General features: G+C 63.1%; 18 protein-coding genes. 11 read left to right on the top strand and 7 right to left on the bottom strand.

The window, feature by feature from the left end; genetic code table 11:
• Positions 1-2: 2 nt before the first annotated feature.
• The 3 genes from F474_RS04905 to F474_RS04895 are packed head-to-tail and all read left to right on the top strand — an operon-like array spanning position 3 to position 2,444.
• Positions 3-620 (top strand): flavodoxin family protein, encoded by a 618-nt coding sequence (locus F474_RS04905; protein ID WP_097083665.1) that lies wholly within the window; start codon positions 3-5, stop codon positions 618-620.
• Positions 621-622: 2 nt separating this feature from the next.
• A complete protein-coding gene (locus F474_RS04900) occupies positions 623-1,531 on the top strand; it encodes a DMT family transporter (RefSeq protein ID WP_097083666.1) in 909 nt (302 codons plus the stop codon).
• A complete protein-coding gene (locus F474_RS04895) occupies positions 1,518-2,444 on the top strand; it encodes an alpha/beta fold hydrolase (protein ID WP_097083667.1) in 927 nt (308 codons plus the stop codon). The genes F474_RS04900 and F474_RS04895 overlap by 14 nt, the downstream gene beginning before the upstream one ends.
• Here F474_RS04895 and F474_RS04890 read toward each other — a convergent pair.
• Positions 2,425-2,637 carry a hypothetical protein gene (locus F474_RS04890; RefSeq protein ID WP_097083668.1) on the bottom strand — a complete coding sequence of 71 codons (213 nt, stop codon included), beginning with the start codon at positions 2,635-2,637 and terminating at the stop codon, positions 2,425-2,427. The two genes, F474_RS04895 and F474_RS04890, sit on opposite strands and share 20 nt — an antisense overlap.
• Before the next feature lie 128 nt (positions 2,638-2,765).
• Here F474_RS04890 and F474_RS04885 point away from each other — a divergent pair, with 128 nt between their 5' ends.
• From F474_RS04885 to F474_RS04875, 3 genes are read left to right on the top strand one after another with little or no spacing between them, the layout of a single operon-like run.
• The gene (locus F474_RS04885) at positions 2,766-3,437 is read left to right on the top strand and encodes a hypothetical protein (protein WP_256577663.1); all 672 of its coding nucleotides are present in this window, start codon (positions 2,766-2,768) and stop codon (positions 3,435-3,437) included.
• A 57-nt stretch (positions 3,438-3,494) separates the two neighbouring features.
• Positions 3,495-5,102: an NAD(P)/FAD-dependent oxidoreductase gene (locus tag F474_RS04880; RefSeq protein ID WP_097083669.1), complete on the top strand. Its 1,608-nt coding sequence runs from the start codon at positions 3,495-3,497 to the stop codon at positions 5,100-5,102.
• 24 nt (positions 5,103-5,126) lie between these two features.
• The gene (locus F474_RS04875) at positions 5,127-7,259 is read left to right on the top strand and encodes a M48 family metallopeptidase (protein WP_097083670.1); all 2,133 of its coding nucleotides are present in this window, start codon (positions 5,127-5,129) and stop codon (positions 7,257-7,259) included.
• A gap of 66 nt (positions 7,260-7,325) precedes the next feature.
• Here the strand turns inward: F474_RS04875 and pcsA are convergent, their stop codons facing one another.
• Positions 7,326-8,054: a phosphatidylcholine synthase gene (gene pcsA, locus F474_RS04870; RefSeq protein ID WP_097083671.1), complete on the bottom strand. Its 729-nt coding sequence runs from the start codon at positions 8,052-8,054 to the stop codon at positions 7,326-7,328.
• A 204-nt stretch (positions 8,055-8,258) separates the two neighbouring features.
• On the opposite strand from pcsA, the gene F474_RS04865 reads away from it, so the two are divergent.
• Complete coding sequence (locus F474_RS04865) at positions 8,259-9,065, top strand: NAD(P)-dependent oxidoreductase (RefSeq protein WP_097083672.1); 807 nt, start codon at positions 8,259-8,261, stop codon at positions 9,063-9,065.
• Between the two features lie 7 nt (positions 9,066-9,072).
• Here the strand turns inward: F474_RS04865 and F474_RS04860 are convergent, their stop codons facing one another.
• On the bottom strand, positions 9,073-9,969 hold the full coding sequence (locus F474_RS04860; protein WP_097083673.1) for a LysR family transcriptional regulator: 897 nt from the start codon (positions 9,967-9,969) through the stop codon (positions 9,073-9,075).
• Positions 9,970-10,080: 111 nt separating this feature from the next.
• Here F474_RS04860 and F474_RS04855 point away from each other — a divergent pair, with 111 nt between their 5' ends.
• Both F474_RS04855 and F474_RS04850 read left to right on the top strand, forming a co-directional pair.
• Positions 10,081-10,509 carry a VOC family protein gene (locus F474_RS04855; RefSeq protein WP_097083674.1) on the top strand — a complete coding sequence of 143 codons (429 nt, stop codon included), beginning with the start codon at positions 10,081-10,083 and terminating at the stop codon, positions 10,507-10,509.
• Positions 10,506-11,093, top strand: a complete 588-nt coding sequence (locus F474_RS04850) for a glutathione S-transferase family protein (protein ID WP_097083675.1) — start codon at positions 10,506-10,508, stop codon at positions 11,091-11,093. The genes F474_RS04855 and F474_RS04850 overlap by 4 nt, the downstream gene beginning before the upstream one ends.
• Positions 11,094-11,140: 47 nt before the next feature.
• Here the strand turns inward: F474_RS04850 and F474_RS04845 are convergent, their stop codons facing one another.
• The 3 genes from F474_RS04845 to F474_RS04835 form a co-directional block, all read right to left on the bottom strand.
• Entirely contained in the window at positions 11,141-11,485 is a 345-nt protein-coding gene (locus F474_RS04845) for a cupin domain-containing protein (RefSeq protein WP_097083676.1), read from the bottom strand.
• 112 nt (positions 11,486-11,597) lie between these two features.
• The gene (locus F474_RS04840; RefSeq protein ID WP_097083677.1) at positions 11,598-12,047 is read right to left on the bottom strand and encodes a GNAT family N-acetyltransferase; all 450 of its coding nucleotides are present in this window, start codon (positions 12,045-12,047) and stop codon (positions 11,598-11,600) included.
• Positions 12,004-13,389, bottom strand: a complete 1,386-nt coding sequence (locus tag F474_RS04835) for an MFS transporter (RefSeq protein WP_097083678.1) — start codon at positions 13,387-13,389, stop codon at positions 12,004-12,006. Before F474_RS04835 ends, F474_RS04840 begins: the two co-directional genes overlap by 44 nt.
• A 281-nt stretch (positions 13,390-13,670) precedes the next feature.
• On the opposite strand from F474_RS04835, the gene F474_RS04830 reads away from it, so the two are divergent.
• Together F474_RS04830 and F474_RS04825 are read left to right on the top strand one after the other, a co-directional pair.
• Positions 13,671-14,216 (top strand): type IV secretion protein Rhs, encoded by a 546-nt coding sequence (locus tag F474_RS04830; protein ID WP_097083679.1) that lies wholly within the window; start codon positions 13,671-13,673, stop codon positions 14,214-14,216.
• Positions 14,216-14,641, top strand: coding sequence for a putative T6SS immunity periplasmic lipoprotein (locus F474_RS04825; protein WP_125483366.1), 426 nt, complete (start codon positions 14,216-14,218; stop codon positions 14,639-14,641). The genes F474_RS04830 and F474_RS04825 overlap by 1 nt, the downstream gene beginning before the upstream one ends.
• Positions 14,642-14,656: 15 nt before the next feature.
• On the opposite strand, the gene F474_RS04820 is transcribed toward F474_RS04825, so the two are convergent.
• The gene (locus F474_RS04820; protein ID WP_097083681.1) at positions 14,657-16,252 is read right to left on the bottom strand and encodes an ABC transporter ATP-binding protein; all 1,596 of its coding nucleotides are present in this window, start codon (positions 16,250-16,252) and stop codon (positions 14,657-14,659) included.

Raw genomic sequence — 16,252 nt, 5'->3', positions numbered from 1 at the left:
CCATGAAACTGACCGTCATTGTCGGCTCGAGCCGGCCGTGCGGCGTCAGCGCTCGAGTGGTGGCGCTGGTGCGCCGCCACTTGGGCCTGCAGGCACAGGTCGAGGAGATCTGGCTCAAGGATCACCGAATCGAGTACTGCGACGCCGACAACGCCTGTGCCGCTCAGGACTGCGCTGTGCAAGATGATGTCGAGCAACTGGTGGCGCGCATTGCTTCGGCGGACGCTGTGCTGTACCTGCCGGTGATGCATGCCTATGGCCTGAACAGCCGTTTCCAGGCATTTCTGGAGCGAGTGGGTTACGGCTTCATGCGCCCTCGGCAGCGACCGCTACGCGACAAGCTGGCAGCGATCGCCGTGGTGGGCCGGCGTTATGGGCATACCGCCGTGTTTTCCCAAGTCGCGCTCAACGTGCTGCTGAACAAGATGATCCTGGTAGGCTCGGGGTTCCCGCCTTGCTTTCAAACGCAGCTTGCGCATGACCCAGAGGCTGAGCAGGCACTGCGCGAAACCCTTGATCGGCTGACCGAACATCACCACAGGCTGCACCCCACCTGGGCTCAGGTAGAGCCCCCGGCTCGGCCTGTACGCCCGATTCATGTGCTCAAGGGAAGCCGTTAGCCATGCCATTCAAAGATTCAATGTTAGCCTTGCTGGTCGCGTTCCTCTGGGGCGCGCAGGTCAGTGCAGTGAAAATCGGCGGTGCCGAGCTGCCCCCGATTCTGATGGTCGCGATGCGTTATGCGATCATGGCCGTCGCGCTGTTGCCATTGCTGCGCCGATGCAGGCGTGAACACCTAGGCACCATGACCCTGATTGCCTCGGTGACCGGTACGCTGCATTTCGGGTTGCTGTATTGCGGGATTGCCAGAGTAAATGCGTCGACGTCGGCGATCATCTACCAGTTGGCGACACCCTTCACCTTGATCCTGGCTTGCCTGGCCCTCGGCGAAGTGCTCAGGCTCAGGGTGGTGGCAGGCATCTCACTGGCGTTTGCCGGTGTGCTGGTACTGCTGCTCAACTCTGCAGCCCTCGACAGCCTCTCAGGCATGTTGCTGGTCGCGCTGGCGGCTCTGGCGTTTGCCGCAGGCTCGGTGCTCACCAAGCGGTTAGGCCCTCTGGACCCGTTGGCATTGACCGCATGGACAGCAGTTGTCGCTGCGCCGCAGTTGCTCTTGTGGTCGTACGTGCAGGAGGGAGCGCAGTGGAGAAGCGTGCTGGTGGCCAGCAGCCAGGCCTGGTGGGCAATGATCTACACCGCAATCAGCGGGGGGCTGCTTGGTTTTGGCTTGTGGTTCTGGTTGCTGAGCCGTAACAGCATTCAGCAATTGAGCCCCTACCTGTTGTCAGTGCCGCTGTTTGCAATCGGCGTGAGCCAGGTGTTGTTGGGCGACGGCTTTACTCCCCGTCTGCTGTTGGGCGGTACGCTTACGCTTTTAGGCGTTGCTTTGTGCCAACTACGCCTGCCGCAGATCAAAGGGTGGGCCCGCCTGGGCAAAATGGGTGCGGAGGCTGCCAATGAGCGCCGCTGATCGCTGGGTGCTTGCTGGCCTGCGCTGGGCCAACCGCTTGCGCTTTGCCTTGAAGCTTCGCCGCCATGGGCGCATTGCGTACCTGGAAAGCCCGCGGCGCGACGGGCCGACGCTGGTCTGGCTTCACGGGTTAGGGGCCAGCAAGGATCAATGGGGGCCTGCGATGTTTGGCCTGGCGCGGCAGTACCACTGTTTGTTCATCGACCTGCCAGGCCACGGTGAGTCGCTCTACGACTGTACGGCCGGTTATGGCCCTCAGGCCATGGTTGCAGAGCTGGAGCCATTATTGGTGAGCCTTGGGGATCGGGCCTTGGTGTTGATTGGCAGCTCCCTGGGAGGTTGCGTTGCAGCCTTGCTTGCGGCGCGCCAGCGGCAACATTTCACAGGGTTGGTATTGCTGGCACCGGCCGGTCTGGGCGAGGCAACGCTGGGCCCAGCGCTGGCTCTGGGCCTGCGCAACGGCGACGCATGCTTTGGCTATCGCACTGAAGCTGAAATGGCGCGCTTCTGGCGGCTGGTGTTTGAGCAACCGCCGAGGGTCGGCCCCCGCATCGCTCGCGCCCTGGCAGCCTCCGGTGCTCGCCGCTACGGCCAGGTTCAACGAGTGGTCGATGACTTCAAGCGCGAAGGTCTAGGGCAGTTGGCTAGCCAGCTACCGGGCGTAAGTTGTCATGTCCAGGTCATCTGGGGAAGCTGCGACCAAGTGTTCCAGCCCTCGGCACTTGCAGAAACGATCCGCCTGCTACCGAGCGCCACGGGCCACCTCGTCGAGGGGGCCGGGCACGTGGCCTACCTGGAACGCGGTGACGAAGTGGTATCGGTTATCAGAAGGTACTTGCTCGACGGTTCGACCCTCGACGAGGGCACGCCAGGCCCAGGTGATAGGCTGCGCGCTACTGCTCGAACTTCTTGAGCGCCAAGGCGTACCGCGCTTTGAGCTGATTTATGAGCGTTGCATAGCCTGGCTCATCCAACTGGCCAATATCGCGCAAGGCCCCGAGGTAACCTTGCGCGCACCAGAACAGCTGATGCGCAGCGTCGAGGTGAAACGACTCGGTATCGACCCGGTCGATGGCGTTGCGTGCAAGGGTGAGGGCATCGGTCATGGCAGTGGCTCCTGGGTTTCAGTGCAATAACAAGCAGACCGCACAGGCATCGCTTTGGTTTGAATTCACATAGCCTTCACCCCCGCCTGTGCTACCGTGCCGGCTCGTTTTCCGGGAGCCCCTCGATCATGCTTCAACCCCGCTCATGGCTGCTGGCTGCGGCGCTGCCGCTGTTCGCCGGCTGCCAATTGCTCGACCTCACACCCTCTGCCACCGCGCCTGAGGCCCTGAGCGGCCAGAGCCGCATGCAGGGCAACCTCAGTGCCGAGGGCGGCCACCTGTTGTTCACTCCCTGCGACTCGCCCCGCACCTTCATCGTCACCGACAACGGCGACACGGGCATCACTCAGGAAGCGGCAACCCTGGCGAGCCTGAACAAGCCGCTCTATGCCGACGTGCGCGGCCGCTTCGACGGTAACAAGGTGCAGGGCCAACCCGGCCAGCTCAACCTGCAGAAGCTTTATCGCATCGAGAGCTCGGCCAGCGCCTGCCAGGACAAGAACTTCAAGCTGATGCAGTTCCAGGCAGACGGGCAGGGGTGGCAAGCCCGGGCCAATGCTCAGGGGCTGTTGGTGGAGCGTGAGGGGCAGGCGCCATTTGCAGTGCCGTTCGTCGAGGAGCAGGGGCTCGATGGGGCGGTCAACCTCACCAGCGACGCCAATGGCCAGCACATCCAGCTATGGCTGGCGCCGCAGCGTTGCGAGGCGGGCGCTCGGGTAACAGCCTTGGCGGCCGAGCTGCGCGTGGGTGAGCAGGTGCTGCGCGGCTGCGCCTACCTGGGTGGTGCGCGCGAGCAGTAATGCGCTGGGGCGCGTATACTCGCGCCCTTGTTTTTGCGCAGGCTTTCCTGGATCACCATGCTACGAATCACCGAACTCAAGCTGCCCCTTGACCACCCCGATGACGCGCTGCGCGCCGCTCTTGTGGCACGTTTGGGCATCGCCGACAGCGAGCTCACCCACTTCACCGTGTTCAAGCGCAGCTATGACGCGCGCAAGAAGAACAGCGAAATGCTGTTCATCTATACCCTAGACTTCACAGTGCGCGATGAGGCCGCGCTGCTCGCGCGGCTGGCCGATGATCCGAAGCTGGGCCCGGCGCCCGATACCACCTACCAGTTCGTCGGGCACGCGAACGCGCCCATGAGCGAGCGGCCACTGGTGGTCGGCTTCGGCCCTTGCGGCATCTTCGCCGCCCTGATCCTGGCACAGATGGGCCTGCGCCCGATCGTACTGGAACGCGGCAAGGAAGTGCGCCAGCGCACCCAGGATACCTGGGGCCTGTGGCGCAAGAGCGTGCTCAACCCCGAGTCGAACGTACAGTTCGGCGAAGGCGGTGCCGGCACCTTCTCCGACGGCAAGCTTTACAGCCAGATCCGCGACCCACAGCACCATGGGCGCAAGGTTCTGGAGGAGTTCGTCAAGGCCGGGGCGCCCGAAGAAATTCTCTATGTCAGCAAGCCGCACATCGGCACCTTCCGCCTGACCAGCATGGTCGAAAACATGCGCGCCGATATCGTCGCCCTGGGCGGTGAGATCCGTTTCGAGCACAAGGTCAGCGACCTGCTGCTTGAGGGCGAACAGCTTCAAGGCGTGGTACTGGAAAACGGCGAGCAGCTGTACTCTCGCCACGTGGTGCTGGCCTTGGGGCACAGTGCACGAGACACCTTCCGCATGCTCGATCGGCGCGGCATCTACATGGAGGCCAAGCCGTTCTCGGTGGGCTTTCGCATCGAGCACCCACAATCGGTGATCGACAAGGCGCGACTGGGCAAATACGCGGGCCACCCCAAACTGGGTGCTGCCGACTACAAGCTGGTCTATCACGCCAGCAACGGCCGCTCGGTCTACAGCTTCTGCATGTGCCCAGGCGGCACGGTGGTTGCTGCCACCAGCGAGCCGGGCCGAGTGGTCACCAACGGCATGAGCCAGTATTCGCGCAACGAACGCAATGCCAACTCTGGCCTGGTGGTGGGCATCGACCCTGAGCGCGATTACCCTGGCCACCCGCTGGCGGGTATCGAGTTGCAGGAACGCCTGGAAACCCTCGCCTACGAACTGGGTGGGCGCAATTACCAGGCTCCGGCGCAACTGGTGGGGGATTTCATCGCAGGCAAGCCCAGCCAGGCGCTGGGCTCGGTACAGCCCTCCTACAAACCTGGCGTGACGCTGGTCGACCTCGCCCAGGCCCTGCCGGCCTTCGCCATCGATGCAATCCGAGAAGCCCTGCCGGCCTTCGAGCGCCAACTGCGAGGCTATTCGATGCACGATGCGGTACTCACCGGCCTGGAGACCCGCACCTCCTCGCCTGTGCGCATCACCCGCGGTGATGACTTCCAAAGCCTGCGCCTCAAAGGGCTCTACCCGGCCGGAGAAGGCGCAGGATATGCCGGCGGCATCCTGTCGGCAGGGGTGGACGGCATTCGCGTGGCCGAGGCGGTCGGGCGCTCCATGCTGGGGATTTGATAGCGTTTTCCAGGAAGGATGCTCATGAAACTGTTCAAACTGTTCGTCATTTCGATCGTGCTGCCGCTCGCCCTGGCAGGTTACGGCAGTTGGCAGTTGCAGCGCGCCCATGAGCATGGGCAAGAGCGTGCTGAGCTGGCCACGTACCTGCAGGGCGTAGCGCCGGAACTCCAAAGCCTGGCGGCCCAACCCGGCCTGCAGTACGTCGAGATCGACGGCCAGCGTGAAACCGCTCAGGTTGCCTTGGGCAAGGTCAATGCCGTACTCGACGACCTGACCGCACTGCAGCGCATCGGTGTCGCAATGACAGCGCTGGCCACCGCCCAGATCGGATTGGGGCTGTTCGCCGCAGCGGTGGGCGTTCTTGGGTTGCTCGGCCTGGCCCGGGCGCGTCGGCAGGCGATGCACTCGCGCGAGCGGCTGTTGCGCAGTTTCGAACGCGTGCGGGCCTGGCTGCCCTGGCTGCTGGTGGGGCACATGCTGGGCATGACGTTGTCGGTGGCTGCGGGTATCAGCTTCGAAGGGCTGGGCATTTGGCACGAAGGGCGAATGTTGTCCGGTGAGTTCAAGGGGATGGGGCTGTTGCTGGCCATGGCTGCTGGGTGTGTGTACTCGATGTGGCGCATCGGCACGCAGTTCAAGCTGATGCTGGCGCTGTTCGAGCCGATGCCGATGGATGTCGTAGCCGAGCGGGTCGGCGAGGCGCAGGCGCCGGCCTTGTGGGCATGGGTGCGCGATCTGGCGCAGCGCGTGGGTGCGCCAGTGCCGGACCACATTCTGGTCGGCCTGGAACAAGGCTTCTATGTCACGTCCAGCGACATCGCGCTGCAACCGGCTGGCGAAACCCTGCGAGGCTGCACGTTGCACGTTCCGCTCAACTACCTCGGGTTGCTCGACCACGAAGAAGCCACGGCGGTGGTTGGCCACGAGCTGGGGCATTTTGTGGGGGCCGACACCGAGTACAGCCGGCGCTTCATGCCCATATATGATGGCATCGGCCGCAGCCTGGACCTGATCGGCCTGCACATTGCCGAGAGCAGCAAGCTTCAACGCTTGCTGCTGCGCCCGGCACTGATGCTGGGCGAGCTGTTCATCGAGCGCTTCGATCACGCGGTGCACCATTGGAGCCGCGTGCGCGAGTTGGCTGCCGACGCCACCGGTGCGCAGCTTACCGGTGCACCGGTGGCCGCGTCGGCGCTGCTGCGTATAACCCTGCTTGATCCGCTACTGTTTCAGGCGTTGCTTGAACAGGTCCAAGGCACGCTCAAACAAGGCGTTGCAACGACGCAAGACCTTCCAGCCGAGCTCATTGCCGCTCTCAGTACACAGGCGCTGGCGGTAAGCGATGAGCAGATGGCGGTAGAGCAGCCGCACCCCAGTGACACCCATCCTTCCAATGGCGATCGGCTGGCAGCGCTGGGCGTTACGGCTGAATCAGTCATCGGCCAGGCTACTCGCCCGGTTCAGGCTGCCCAAGCGCTGGCACGGATGGACAGCTACTTCAGCGAGCCCCAGGCCTTGCGGCAGCGGTTGACCGCCGACTACCTGAGCCATCATGTCAACGAAGACGCCGAGGCAGTGGCCCAGTTGCAAGAGATGGCGGGCCAGGTGAACGGGGAAGTGGTGCTGTGTGAGAACGCTCATGTGCGCGGCTGGGTGAGCGTCGGGTTGAGCGTTGTGCTGGGGGGGCTGGCCATAGTGCTTGCAGTGGCCGGGGCCACACACTCGCGCCTTGCGGTGTTGGGCTGGGTCGCGTTCGCCATTGCGTTTTTCGCGGGCTGTTGCCTGTTGTTCGGCATACCGGCAATCCGCCGCTCTCGGTTGCCGGCGTTGGTGTTGGGGGATGAGGATTTTCGCTTTTTGAACGTCAAAGCGCCGGTACCGATCAGTGACATCGAGAACTTCCGCCTCAACCTGGTTCACGGGGTGCGCCTGGAATTCCTGCTGAACCCCGAAGCGCCCCTGCCGGAATTGCCTCGGCGGCGTTGGCTCACGCCTACCCGGCTGGACCGCAAGCGCAGGTTGCTGAGCTTGCAGATGGTGAGGTTTTGCCGTGATGGGCAGGTGGTCAAGGTGCCGGCACTGGCCGAGCTGATCGTTCAGTACCTCAATGCGGGCATGGCCCGTCGCGCCTTGGCCAACCGCGAGCAGCAATGAGCCGGTAAAGCAAAAAGGGCGGCTGCGTCTTTCGACGCGCCGCCCCTGATAGCCTCGGTGCCAGTGTCAGAAGCGCCTGGAAACACCCAGGCGGCCTTTCCATTCAAGCGCCGTGCGCCACACGCACACACCTACGAAATACGCCGAGCAAGCCAGCCAGAGGGTCAATGGGACTGCCCCCAGTTCCGGGCGTATCACGATCAGCCACAGGCTGGTCAGCAGCCAGCCGAAGGTCACTGCGATATTGACAGGCATGAACCGGCGCACGCGGAACGGGTGCAGGAACTTCATTGGGCTCACTGTCAGCACGGCCAGGCCCAACACCGTCACCAGCGTCAGCCATGCCGGCGGGGTGAGGATGTAAAGGCACAGCGCAACGACGTTCCAGGCAGCAGGAAAGCCGACGAAATAGTTGTCACTGCTCTTCATGTTCACGTTACAGAAACAGAACAGCGAGGAAATCAGGATCACCGTGGTGGTGAACAGCAGGGTGTATTGCGGCAGCGGAATATATTTGTAGATGAACAAGGCAGGGATGAAGACGTAGGTCAGAAAGTCGATCACCAGGTCCAGAACGCTGCCGTCGAAGTGCGGCAGCACCTCGCGAACGTTCACCCGGCGGGCGAGGCTGCCGTCTACACCGTCGACGAGCAAGGCAACGCCCAACCACAGCAGGCATGCCTGAGGTTTGTCTTCGAACAGGGACAGGGTCGCCAGCAGCGCCGTGAACACGCCGGTCGCAGTGAAGGCGTGGGCGCTCCAGGCGGCGAGAGTGGGGCTGTGTCGGTTCAAGATGGGTCTCCGGCAGGGTATTACAGTAGTGGCATATGGACCTGCTGATCGGAGCAGGGTTCATCCACCGGTCTCGGCTATTTAACGATAGTGCAATATCGGTGAGTGCCGTCGTTATTCATCGGCGGCAATTCTAAGCCTCAAGGGCGACCAAGGGCTACGCTAACGGGTCAAACAGTAGCCCACCCGCCCTATGGAGCTTGTCAGATGGCCAAACCTTTCAAACGTATTCTGATCACCGGCGCTGCCGGCCGCCTCGGTGGCGTGTTGCGCCAGGCCCTAGCCACCCAGGCTGATGTGCTGCGCCTGACCGATATCGCAAGCCTCGGCCCGCTGGCCGCTCACGAAGAAGGGCACCAGTGCGACCTTGCCGACTATGAGGCAGTCTTGCCGCTGCTCGAAGGTGTCGACACAGTGGTGCACGCCGGTGGCGTCCCGCTGGAAGACACCTTTGCAAAGTTGCTCAACGGCAACATCGTCGGCACCTACAACATCTATGAAGCCGCGCGACGGCAGGGTGTGAAGCGTGTGATCTACACCAGCACCAACCATGTGATCGGCTTTTATGACCGCAGCGAGGTGCTTGATGCCAGCGTGCCCCACCGGCCAGACACCCTCTATGGCCTGACCAAGTGTTTCGGCGAAGACCTCGGGCGCTATTACTGGGACAAGTTCGGCATCGAGTCAGTGAACATTCGTATTGGCTCGTCGTTCGAGCGGCCCCTCGACCGGCGCATGTTGGCGACCTGGCTATCGTTTGGTGATTTCGCCCAGCTCGTCGAACGCGCGCTGCTGGCCCCTCGAGTGGCGCACATGGTCGTCTATGGCATGTCGAACAACCGAGAAACGCTGTGGGACAACCACCAGGCGCGTTCCCTGGGGTTTGTGGCCAAAGACAGCGCAGATGCTTACCGCGAACAGGTGGAGGCAGAGCACCCGCCGCTGCGCCATGATGAGCCCGCGGCGCGTTTTCACGGTGGCAACTTCGCCGGCGCCGGGCATTTCGAGGACTGAACCGGCGTCAGGCGGGCGAGGGCAGGGCAGCCTTCAGGCGCGGCGCGGCCCATTCCACAAAGGCCTTGACCCGTGGTGCCAGGGCCAGGCCATGCGGGTAAACCAGCTGTACCGGCAGGTCCGGGGGCTCAAAAGGTTCCAGCACTCGCACCAATGTGCCGCTAGCCAAGGCCTCAGCGGCCTGGTAGTGCAGCAGCCTTGCCACTCCCAGCCCTTGCACACAGGCCAGCCGAACGGCCCTGATCTGGTTGCACCACAGCCGAGGCTCCACACTCACCGCCAGGCTTTTGCCGCCTTGGCGGTAATACCACTGGCTACCGTGGCCGGCAAAGGCAATGCAGGCATGCCGCGCCAGCTCGCCAGGCGCCCGCAAGGGCGGCTGCTCGTTCAGGTAGGCCGGGCTTGCACAGGTAATCAAGCGCGATGCCCCAAGCGGCCGTGCCATCAGGCCGGAGTCGGGCAACTGGCCAATGCGTAGTGCCAGGTCTAGGCGCTCGTCCAGCAGCGGTACGATCTGATCATTGAGGATTAACTCGGCCCGTGCTTGTGGGTGCTCGATAAGAAAGCTGTTCACCAAGGGGGCCAGGTAGAGTTGGCCAAACTCCACGGGCGCTGTGATGCGCAATGTGCCCCGCACTTGGCCGTCACGCCCCTCCAGCTCACGCTCCATGGCGTCGCACTCGGCGAGCATGCGTTTGCTGAAGGCAAGGTAACGCTGGCCTTCGTCTGTCAGCGCCATGCGCCGCGTGCTCCGATTGAGCAGGCGCACCCCCAACTGGCGCTCCAGCGCCGCCAACGAACGCACCAGCGAGGCCACCGATTGCCCGCCGGCCTCAGCCGCGGCGCTCAGGCTGCCATGCTCAACGATTTGCACGAAATAGGCCATTGCCCTGAATTTGTCCATGTATGCTCGAAGATCTGTGCGTAAAGCGCACAAGTATTGTCAGGTTCAACCCATAGGTGAAGCGGCAGTTGCACTGCACACTGAGGCGTCTTCACTCAACGGAGCCTACCCATGGCCCACATCGCCAACCCCACCCGCTTGCTGGCCTATGACCATGTCGGTATTCGGGTCAGCGACAGATCGCGCGCCCTGGCGTTTTATCAGGCGCTGGGCTTCATCGAAACTGCCAATTTCCCCAGGCACGAGGCCAACGAAATGACCAGCGCCGATGGCGTGCGCATCAACCTGATCTTCAACGGTGCACGCCTGCTCGGTGCTCACAACGCTTTGTTGGACGCCCCGGTAAAGCTGCCGGGCGTCACTCACCCTGCGTTCGTGGTCGACGACCTGGCCGCGCTGGTGACCTGGCTCGGCGCGCAGGGCATCGCCATCACCGAAGGGCCGCACCCCATCGGCCCGCGCCGGGTTGCGCTGTTCATCCGTGACCCAGATGGCAACGTCCTGGAATTCAATGAACTCACAGAGGGTTACGCTCAATGAAACTCTACGAAACCCCGCTCTCGGGTAATTGCTACAAGGTGCGCCTGTTCGCCGCGCTTGCCGGTATCGATATGGAATTGATCCCGGTCGACCTGCCCGGTGGGGCTCACAAGCAGCCCGAGTTCCTGGCGCTCAACCCGCTGGGCCAGGTACCGGTGCTGGTGGACGGTGACACCGTTGTGCGCGATGCCCAGGCTATTCTGGTGTACCTGGCCGGCCGGCTGGGCGGGCTTGCATGGTGGCCTGCCCAGCCGCACGGGCAGGCCGAGATAATGCAATGGCTGTCGTTTGCCAGCAACGAAGTGCAGCATGGGTTATGTGCAGCACGCCTGGTTGATAAGTTCGGCATGGCCCTGGACAAACCCGGAGCGCTGGCCAAGGCGGCTTCAGCTCTCGAGGTACTGGACCAGCACTTGGCCGAGCATACCTGGCTCGCCATGGGCCGGCCGACCATCGCAGACTGCGCGGTATACCCTTATGTGGTGCTGGCGCCGGAAGGTGGCGTGGCACTGGAGGGCTACGGGCACGTAGGGGATTGGGTTGAGCGGGTCAAGGCGTTGCCTGGTTACCTGGCACAGCCCTGACACCGTAGCTGACTGGCACGTTCCCGATTGGGCGCGCGCCAGGGCAGTCAGGCGAAAACGAAATACTTGCGCACGGTCTCGACCACTTCCCAGGTGCCTTTCATGCCTGGCTCGATGACGAACACGTCACCGGCCTTCAGGTGCACGGGCTGCTCGCCCTCGGGGGTGATGATGCAGTAGCCATCCAGGAAGTGGCAGTACTCCCACTTTTCGTAGTTGACCTCGAACTTGCCTGGTGTGCAGATCCAGGTCCCCATGATCTTGCTGCCGTCCTTCGACAGGTAAGCATTGAGGTTGACCGTATGAGGGTCGCCGCCGATGCGTTTCCATTTGGTGGCATCAACCACAGGGGTTGGGCAGGTGTTGCGCAGTACGGTGATGAAATCGGACATGATCGCTCCTTGGGTAGGCCAAAGCCTTGCACCTTAGGGGGCTGCCGCCATAGGCAAGCGTCCAGCGGCGACCCGAGCATGCCCGGCAGCGGCGCAGCCAGTGCTTGCGCCTTCAGGCCGGCTTGCGCATATCGATATGGGGGATGCCGTCTTCAAGGTAGGGCTCGCCTTCGGGGCTGAAACCGTAGCCTTTGTAGTAGTCGGTCAGGTGCGCCTGGGCCGACAGGTAGAGCCCTTGGCCGGGCCAGCGCAACGCCGCCTGCTCCAGGGCCTGGGCCATCAACTGGTGCCCCAGGCCCTGGCCACGCGCTGCCGGCGCAATGATGACGCGGCCGATGGCGACTTCGCCCGTGTCACGGGGCAGCAGGCGCAGGTAAGCGAGCAATTGCTCGCCTTGTTCGCCCAGCAGGTGGTGGGTATCACCTGCCAGGTCCAGGCCATCGATGTCCGGGTAAGCGCATTGCTGCTCGACCACGAACACTTCGCAGCGCAGCTTGAGCAGGCAATGCAGTTGCGCCTTATCGAGCGCGCTGTGGTGCAGGCAGGTCCATGTCAGTGCCATGTGGCTTTCTCCGGCGATCAGGGTCGGGGATGATCGCACGGCCTGCGGCAGTGAGCGACAAGGCTTTTGTTTCAGGTGCCCAGGCGATCGAAATGATCGCGCCCAGCAGCAGGATGGCGGCCAGCATACCCATAGTGGGCATCAGGCCAAGCCCGGCCACGCTCACCGGCAACAAAAACGTGCTCAACCCCGAGCTCAAACGGCTGCAGGCCGTGGCCAAGCCGATGCCGCTGGCCCGCAGTTCGGTGGGGAAACTTTCGGCCGGGTACACACCCACCAGGTTGCTCACCGCCGACAACACCAGAGTGAATACCCCGAACAGCCCCACCATCAACCAGGCCAGGTTGCCTGGCATGATCGCCAGCAGAAACAAGGAGGCGGCCAGGATTAGAAACGAATTGATCAGGAAGCCCCGCCTGCTGAATTTGATCGTGCAGCCGATGCCGATCAGTGCACCGACCACCAGCAGCGCATTGAGCAGGATCTCGGTGCCGAGGCCTTCTGAGAGGTTCATGGTCTTGAGAATGACCGGCAGGAAGGTGTAGATCGCGAAATACGGCATCACGATGCACACGAAGAAGAGGCAGTTGAAGACGGTGCGGGTCAGGTACCGGCGGCTGAACAACTGGCCGAAACCGGCATGCTCTGGCTCGCCGATCTCATCGTCCAGCTCGACGTGCGGCCCCAGGTGTTTGTGCACGATGGCCCGCGCTTCCTCGATGCGGCCTTGGTGCACCAGCCACCGGGGCGATTCGGGTGTTCCGATGCGAAACACCAGCACCAGGAATGCCGGCACGGCAGAGGAGGCCAGCATCCAGCGCCAGGCATCTGGCCCCCAGCTGAGCATCAGTGTGCCCACGACGGTAGCGGCAACATAGCCGAAGGTCCAGATCACGCTGAACGAGCCCAGCAACGTGCCACGGTGGCGTTTGGGCGAGAACTCGGCAAGCATCGCGTGGCCTACGCAGAAATCGCCCCCCAAAGCGATGCCCAATAAAAGCCTGCAAATAAACAACTGCATGGGGGTATCGGCAAAAAACTGAAGCGCCGAGGCCAGGGTAATCAGCGCGAAGCTGACCAGGAAAATCTTTTGCCGGCCCATGCGATCGGAGAGCCAACCGAAAAACAGGCTGCCGACGAACAGCCCGAACAGGGCCGAGGCGGCCACCAGGCCTTGCCAGGCTGGGGAGAGGTCCATTTGCGGGGTGATGAGGGTCAGTGCGATGCCGACCAGGCCGAGGATGTAGCCATCTGTGAAGTGAGCGCCGAAGGTGAGCGCGGCGATTTTGATGTGGAACCGGCCCACCGGTAAGTCATCGATCTTGAGGGTTTGCCCCGCCATGCGAGTCTCCTGTCTTCTTGTTGTTATGCCTCAAGGCGTGGGCGGCACGAGTAGAGCCCACAAGGCGTCCAAGGGTATGCGGGGATGATCCCCCGCTCTGGCCCGGGCCTTAGGCCTGCACGCGACGCACCGGTGTCCGTAAACGCCGTCCTTGCCTGGATGGTTGGGGCCTGTTGGCCAGAAGTGGTACGCAGAGGCAGTGCCACTATTTTGCCCTCTTGGAAGGCCTGGCCCAGGCCTGCTAGGGTGCGGCCGTTACAGGAAAAGGAGCGAAGATTGCCATGTCGGCAAGCAAGGAAGGCACACAGCGATTGATGACGCCGGGCGAAATCACCATGGCACGAACCGTGTTCGGCCAGGCGCTGCATTACAACAAGGTGTGGGTGCACTGTGGCAGCTACCTGCCCTTCGGCCTGCAAGACAAAAACACGGGCATGACGCCCAACGGCGAGCTGTATTTCCGCGAAGAAACTTATTTGCCGGACTTCAGCGCCTCTCACGTCTACAACCAGCACTTTTTCATTCACGAACTGACCCATGCCTGGCAGCATCAACAAGGCATGTGGGTGCGTACCCGCGGGTTGTTCAGCTGGGCCGCCAACTATCGCTACAGTTTCGGCCAAGGCAAAGTGCTGCGCCAATACAGCATGGAGCAGCAAGCATCGATCGTCTCGGACTGGTTCCTGCTGGAGAAAGCCGGCTTCGCTACCTGGGCCAGCGAGGTGGGTAACGTCGTCAATTATCAAGGGGCAGCGGACGAAGCCTTCATCCGAGGCGAATTTGCCTCGGTGCTGTCGGAATTCATGGCCTCCAGGAGTGCCGCATGATGAACAAACCCCTCGTATTGGCAGCCGTGATACTCGTTGGCGGCTGCCATGGTGGCGCCCATGCGCCACAGGCGTACCGGGCGCAGGTAGCGGCCGAAAACGGCCAGCTGTGCGTCACCCTGCCCGATACGCGACCCGGTGAGTACCTGCGTTCGCTTAATATCGAGGACGCGACCACGCCGCGGCAGGGGCGTGTGCTCGGGTATCCTTGGCAGCCCGGTCAATATCAGCCGGCAGCGGCGGGGCAGTGTTTGCCACTTCTGGGCTACGGCTTCGAGGCGGGGCACCGCTACAACCTCGCAGTGACGGTCGCGGTGCCCGATGCCCAGGCCGGTAACGGTATCGGCAGCGGGCGTTTCTTCAGTGCTTCGTTCACGCTGCAAGGCCAGCCCGGAGCCTGGCAGGTGGTTGGCGAAGGTCGCTGATCGGGGCCTGGCCTCTCAGGGCTGAATGAACGCAGCTTCCAACAGTTGCTTGGTATAGGCAGCCTGGGGTGCCTCGAAGATCTGCCGGGCCGGCCCTTGCTCCACAACCTTGCCATGGTGCACCACCATCAGCTGGTGGCTAAGCGCCTTGACCACCGCCAGGTCGTGGCTGATGAACAGGTAGGTCAGGTTGTGCTTGATCTGCAGGCTGCGCAGCAGTTCCACCACCTGGCGTTGAACGGTGCGGTCCAGCGCCGAGGTGGGTTCGTCGAGCAGGATCAATTCGGGCTTGAGCACCAGCGCACGCGCAATGGCGATGCGCTGGCGCTGGCCGCCAGAGAACTCATGGGGGTAGCGGTGTCGAGTGGCTGGGTCCAGGCCGACTTCTTCCAGTACCTGGATGATCGCCTGCTCCTGTTCTTCGGCGCTGCCAATTCCATGGATGCGCAAACCCTCGCCGACGATCTGGCCCACGCTCATGCGCGGGCTGAGGCTGCCGAATGGGTCCTGGAATACCACCTGCATTTGCCGACGCAACGGCCGCACCTGGGCAGGGCTCATGCCTTGCAGCGCCTTGCCCTCGAGCACGATGCTGCCCTCGCTGGCCAGCAGCCGCAACAGGGCCAGGCCCAGGGTAGATTTGCCTGAACCGCTTTCGCCCACGATGCCGAGCGTTTGCCCGCGCGGCAACTCGAAACTGATGCCGTCAACCGCTTTGACGTGGTCGACGGTGCGGCGCAGCAGGCCCTTGCGGATCGGGAACCATACCTTGAGGTCGCGCACCCCCAGCAGCACTGGCCCGGGCGGGTTCGCCGCCGGGGCCCCGCTGGGTTCAGCGCCGAGCAGCTCGCGGGTGTAGGGGTGCTGTGGGTTGCTGAACAGCGATCGGCAGTCGCCTTGCTCAACGATGCGCCCGCGCTGCATCACACACACACGCTGGGCGACGCGGCGTACCAGGTTGAGGTCATGGGTGATCAGCAGCAGCGCCATGCCAAGGCGGGCCTGCAATGACTTGAGCAGCTCCAGGATCTTCAGCTGCACTGTCACATCCAGCGCGGTTGTGGGCTCATCGGCGATCAGTAGCTCCGGTTCACACGCCAGCGCCATGGCGATCATCACCCGCTGCCGTTGGCCGCCGGAAAGCTCGTGGGGCAGGGCACGAAGGCGCTTTTCCGGTTGCGGGATGCCCACCAGCGCCAGCAGCTCAAGGGTGCGTGCCCGTGCTGCCTTGCCTGTCAGGCCTTTGTGCAGGCCGAGCACCTCGCCGATCTGTTTTTCGACGTTGTGCAGCGGGTTGAGTGAGGTCATTGGCTCTTGGAAGATCATCGCGATGCGGTTGCCGCGGATCTTGCGTAGCGGCCGTTCGCCCAACGCGAGCAGGTTTTGCCCAGCGTAGGTGATGCTGCCGCTGGGGTGGCTGGCCTGAGGGTAGGGGAGCAGGCGCAGGATCGAGTGCGCCGTGACCGACTTGCCCGAGCCGCTCTCACCCACCAGCGCCAGCGTTTCCCCGCGGCCGATCTGCAGGTTCACTTCCTGAACTGCCAAGGTCCGCTGTTGGCCGTTGTCGAACGCCACCGACAGGTCGCGAATGTCGATCAGGGTGTCGTTCAT

This window comes from Pseudomonas sp. URIL14HWK12:I12 (assembly GCF_003097135.1).
Lineage (GTDB): Bacteria > Pseudomonadota > Gammaproteobacteria > Pseudomonadales > Pseudomonadaceae > Aquipseudomonas.
This window is presented reverse-complemented; position numbering and strand designations above follow the sequence as displayed.

What these genes read in the sequence shown, in the direction of transcription:
- F474_RS04905 (WP_097083665.1), top strand. Translation starts at nt 3, where the DNA reads ATGAAACTGACCGTCATTGTCGGCTCGAGCCGGCCGTGCGGCGTCAGC.
- F474_RS04900 (WP_097083666.1), top strand. Translation starts at nt 623, where the DNA reads ATGCCATTCAAAGATTCAATGTTAGCCTTGCTGGTCGCGTTCCTCTGG.
- F474_RS04895 (WP_097083667.1), top strand. Translation starts at nt 1,518, where the DNA reads ATGAGCGCCGCTGATCGCTGGGTGCTTGCTGGCCTGCGCTGGGCCAAC.
- F474_RS04890 (WP_097083668.1), bottom strand. Translation starts at nt 2,637, where the DNA reads ATGACCGATGCCCTCACCCTTGCACGCAACGCCATCGACCGGGTCGAT.
- F474_RS04885 (WP_256577663.1), top strand. Translation starts at nt 2,766, where the DNA reads ATGCTTCAACCCCGCTCATGGCTGCTGGCTGCGGCGCTGCCGCTGTTC.
- F474_RS04880 (WP_097083669.1), top strand. Translation starts at nt 3,495, where the DNA reads ATGCTACGAATCACCGAACTCAAGCTGCCCCTTGACCACCCCGATGAC.
- F474_RS04875 (WP_097083670.1), top strand. Translation starts at nt 5,127, where the DNA reads ATGAAACTGTTCAAACTGTTCGTCATTTCGATCGTGCTGCCGCTCGCC.
- F474_RS04865 (WP_097083672.1), top strand. Translation starts at nt 8,259, where the DNA reads ATGGCCAAACCTTTCAAACGTATTCTGATCACCGGCGCTGCCGGCCGC.
- F474_RS04860 (WP_097083673.1), bottom strand. Translation starts at nt 9,969, where the DNA reads ATGGACAAATTCAGGGCAATGGCCTATTTCGTGCAAATCGTTGAGCAT.
- F474_RS04855 (WP_097083674.1), top strand. Translation starts at nt 10,081, where the DNA reads ATGGCCCACATCGCCAACCCCACCCGCTTGCTGGCCTATGACCATGTC.
- F474_RS04850 (WP_097083675.1), top strand. Translation starts at nt 10,506, where the DNA reads ATGAAACTCTACGAAACCCCGCTCTCGGGTAATTGCTACAAGGTGCGC.
- F474_RS04845 (WP_097083676.1), bottom strand. Translation starts at nt 11,485, where the DNA reads ATGTCCGATTTCATCACCGTACTGCGCAACACCTGCCCAACCCCTGTG.
- F474_RS04840 (WP_097083677.1), bottom strand. Translation starts at nt 12,047, where the DNA reads ATGGCACTGACATGGACCTGCCTGCACCACAGCGCGCTCGATAAGGCG.
- F474_RS04835 (WP_097083678.1), bottom strand. Translation starts at nt 13,389, where the DNA reads ATGGCGGGGCAAACCCTCAAGATCGATGACTTACCGGTGGGCCGGTTC.
- F474_RS04830 (WP_097083679.1), top strand. Translation starts at nt 13,671, where the DNA reads ATGTCGGCAAGCAAGGAAGGCACACAGCGATTGATGACGCCGGGCGAA.
- F474_RS04825 (WP_125483366.1), top strand. Translation starts at nt 14,216, where the DNA reads ATGAACAAACCCCTCGTATTGGCAGCCGTGATACTCGTTGGCGGCTGC.
- F474_RS04820 (WP_097083681.1), bottom strand. Translation starts at nt 16,252, where the DNA reads ATGAACGACACCCTGATCGACATTCGCGACCTGTCGGTGGCGTTCGAC.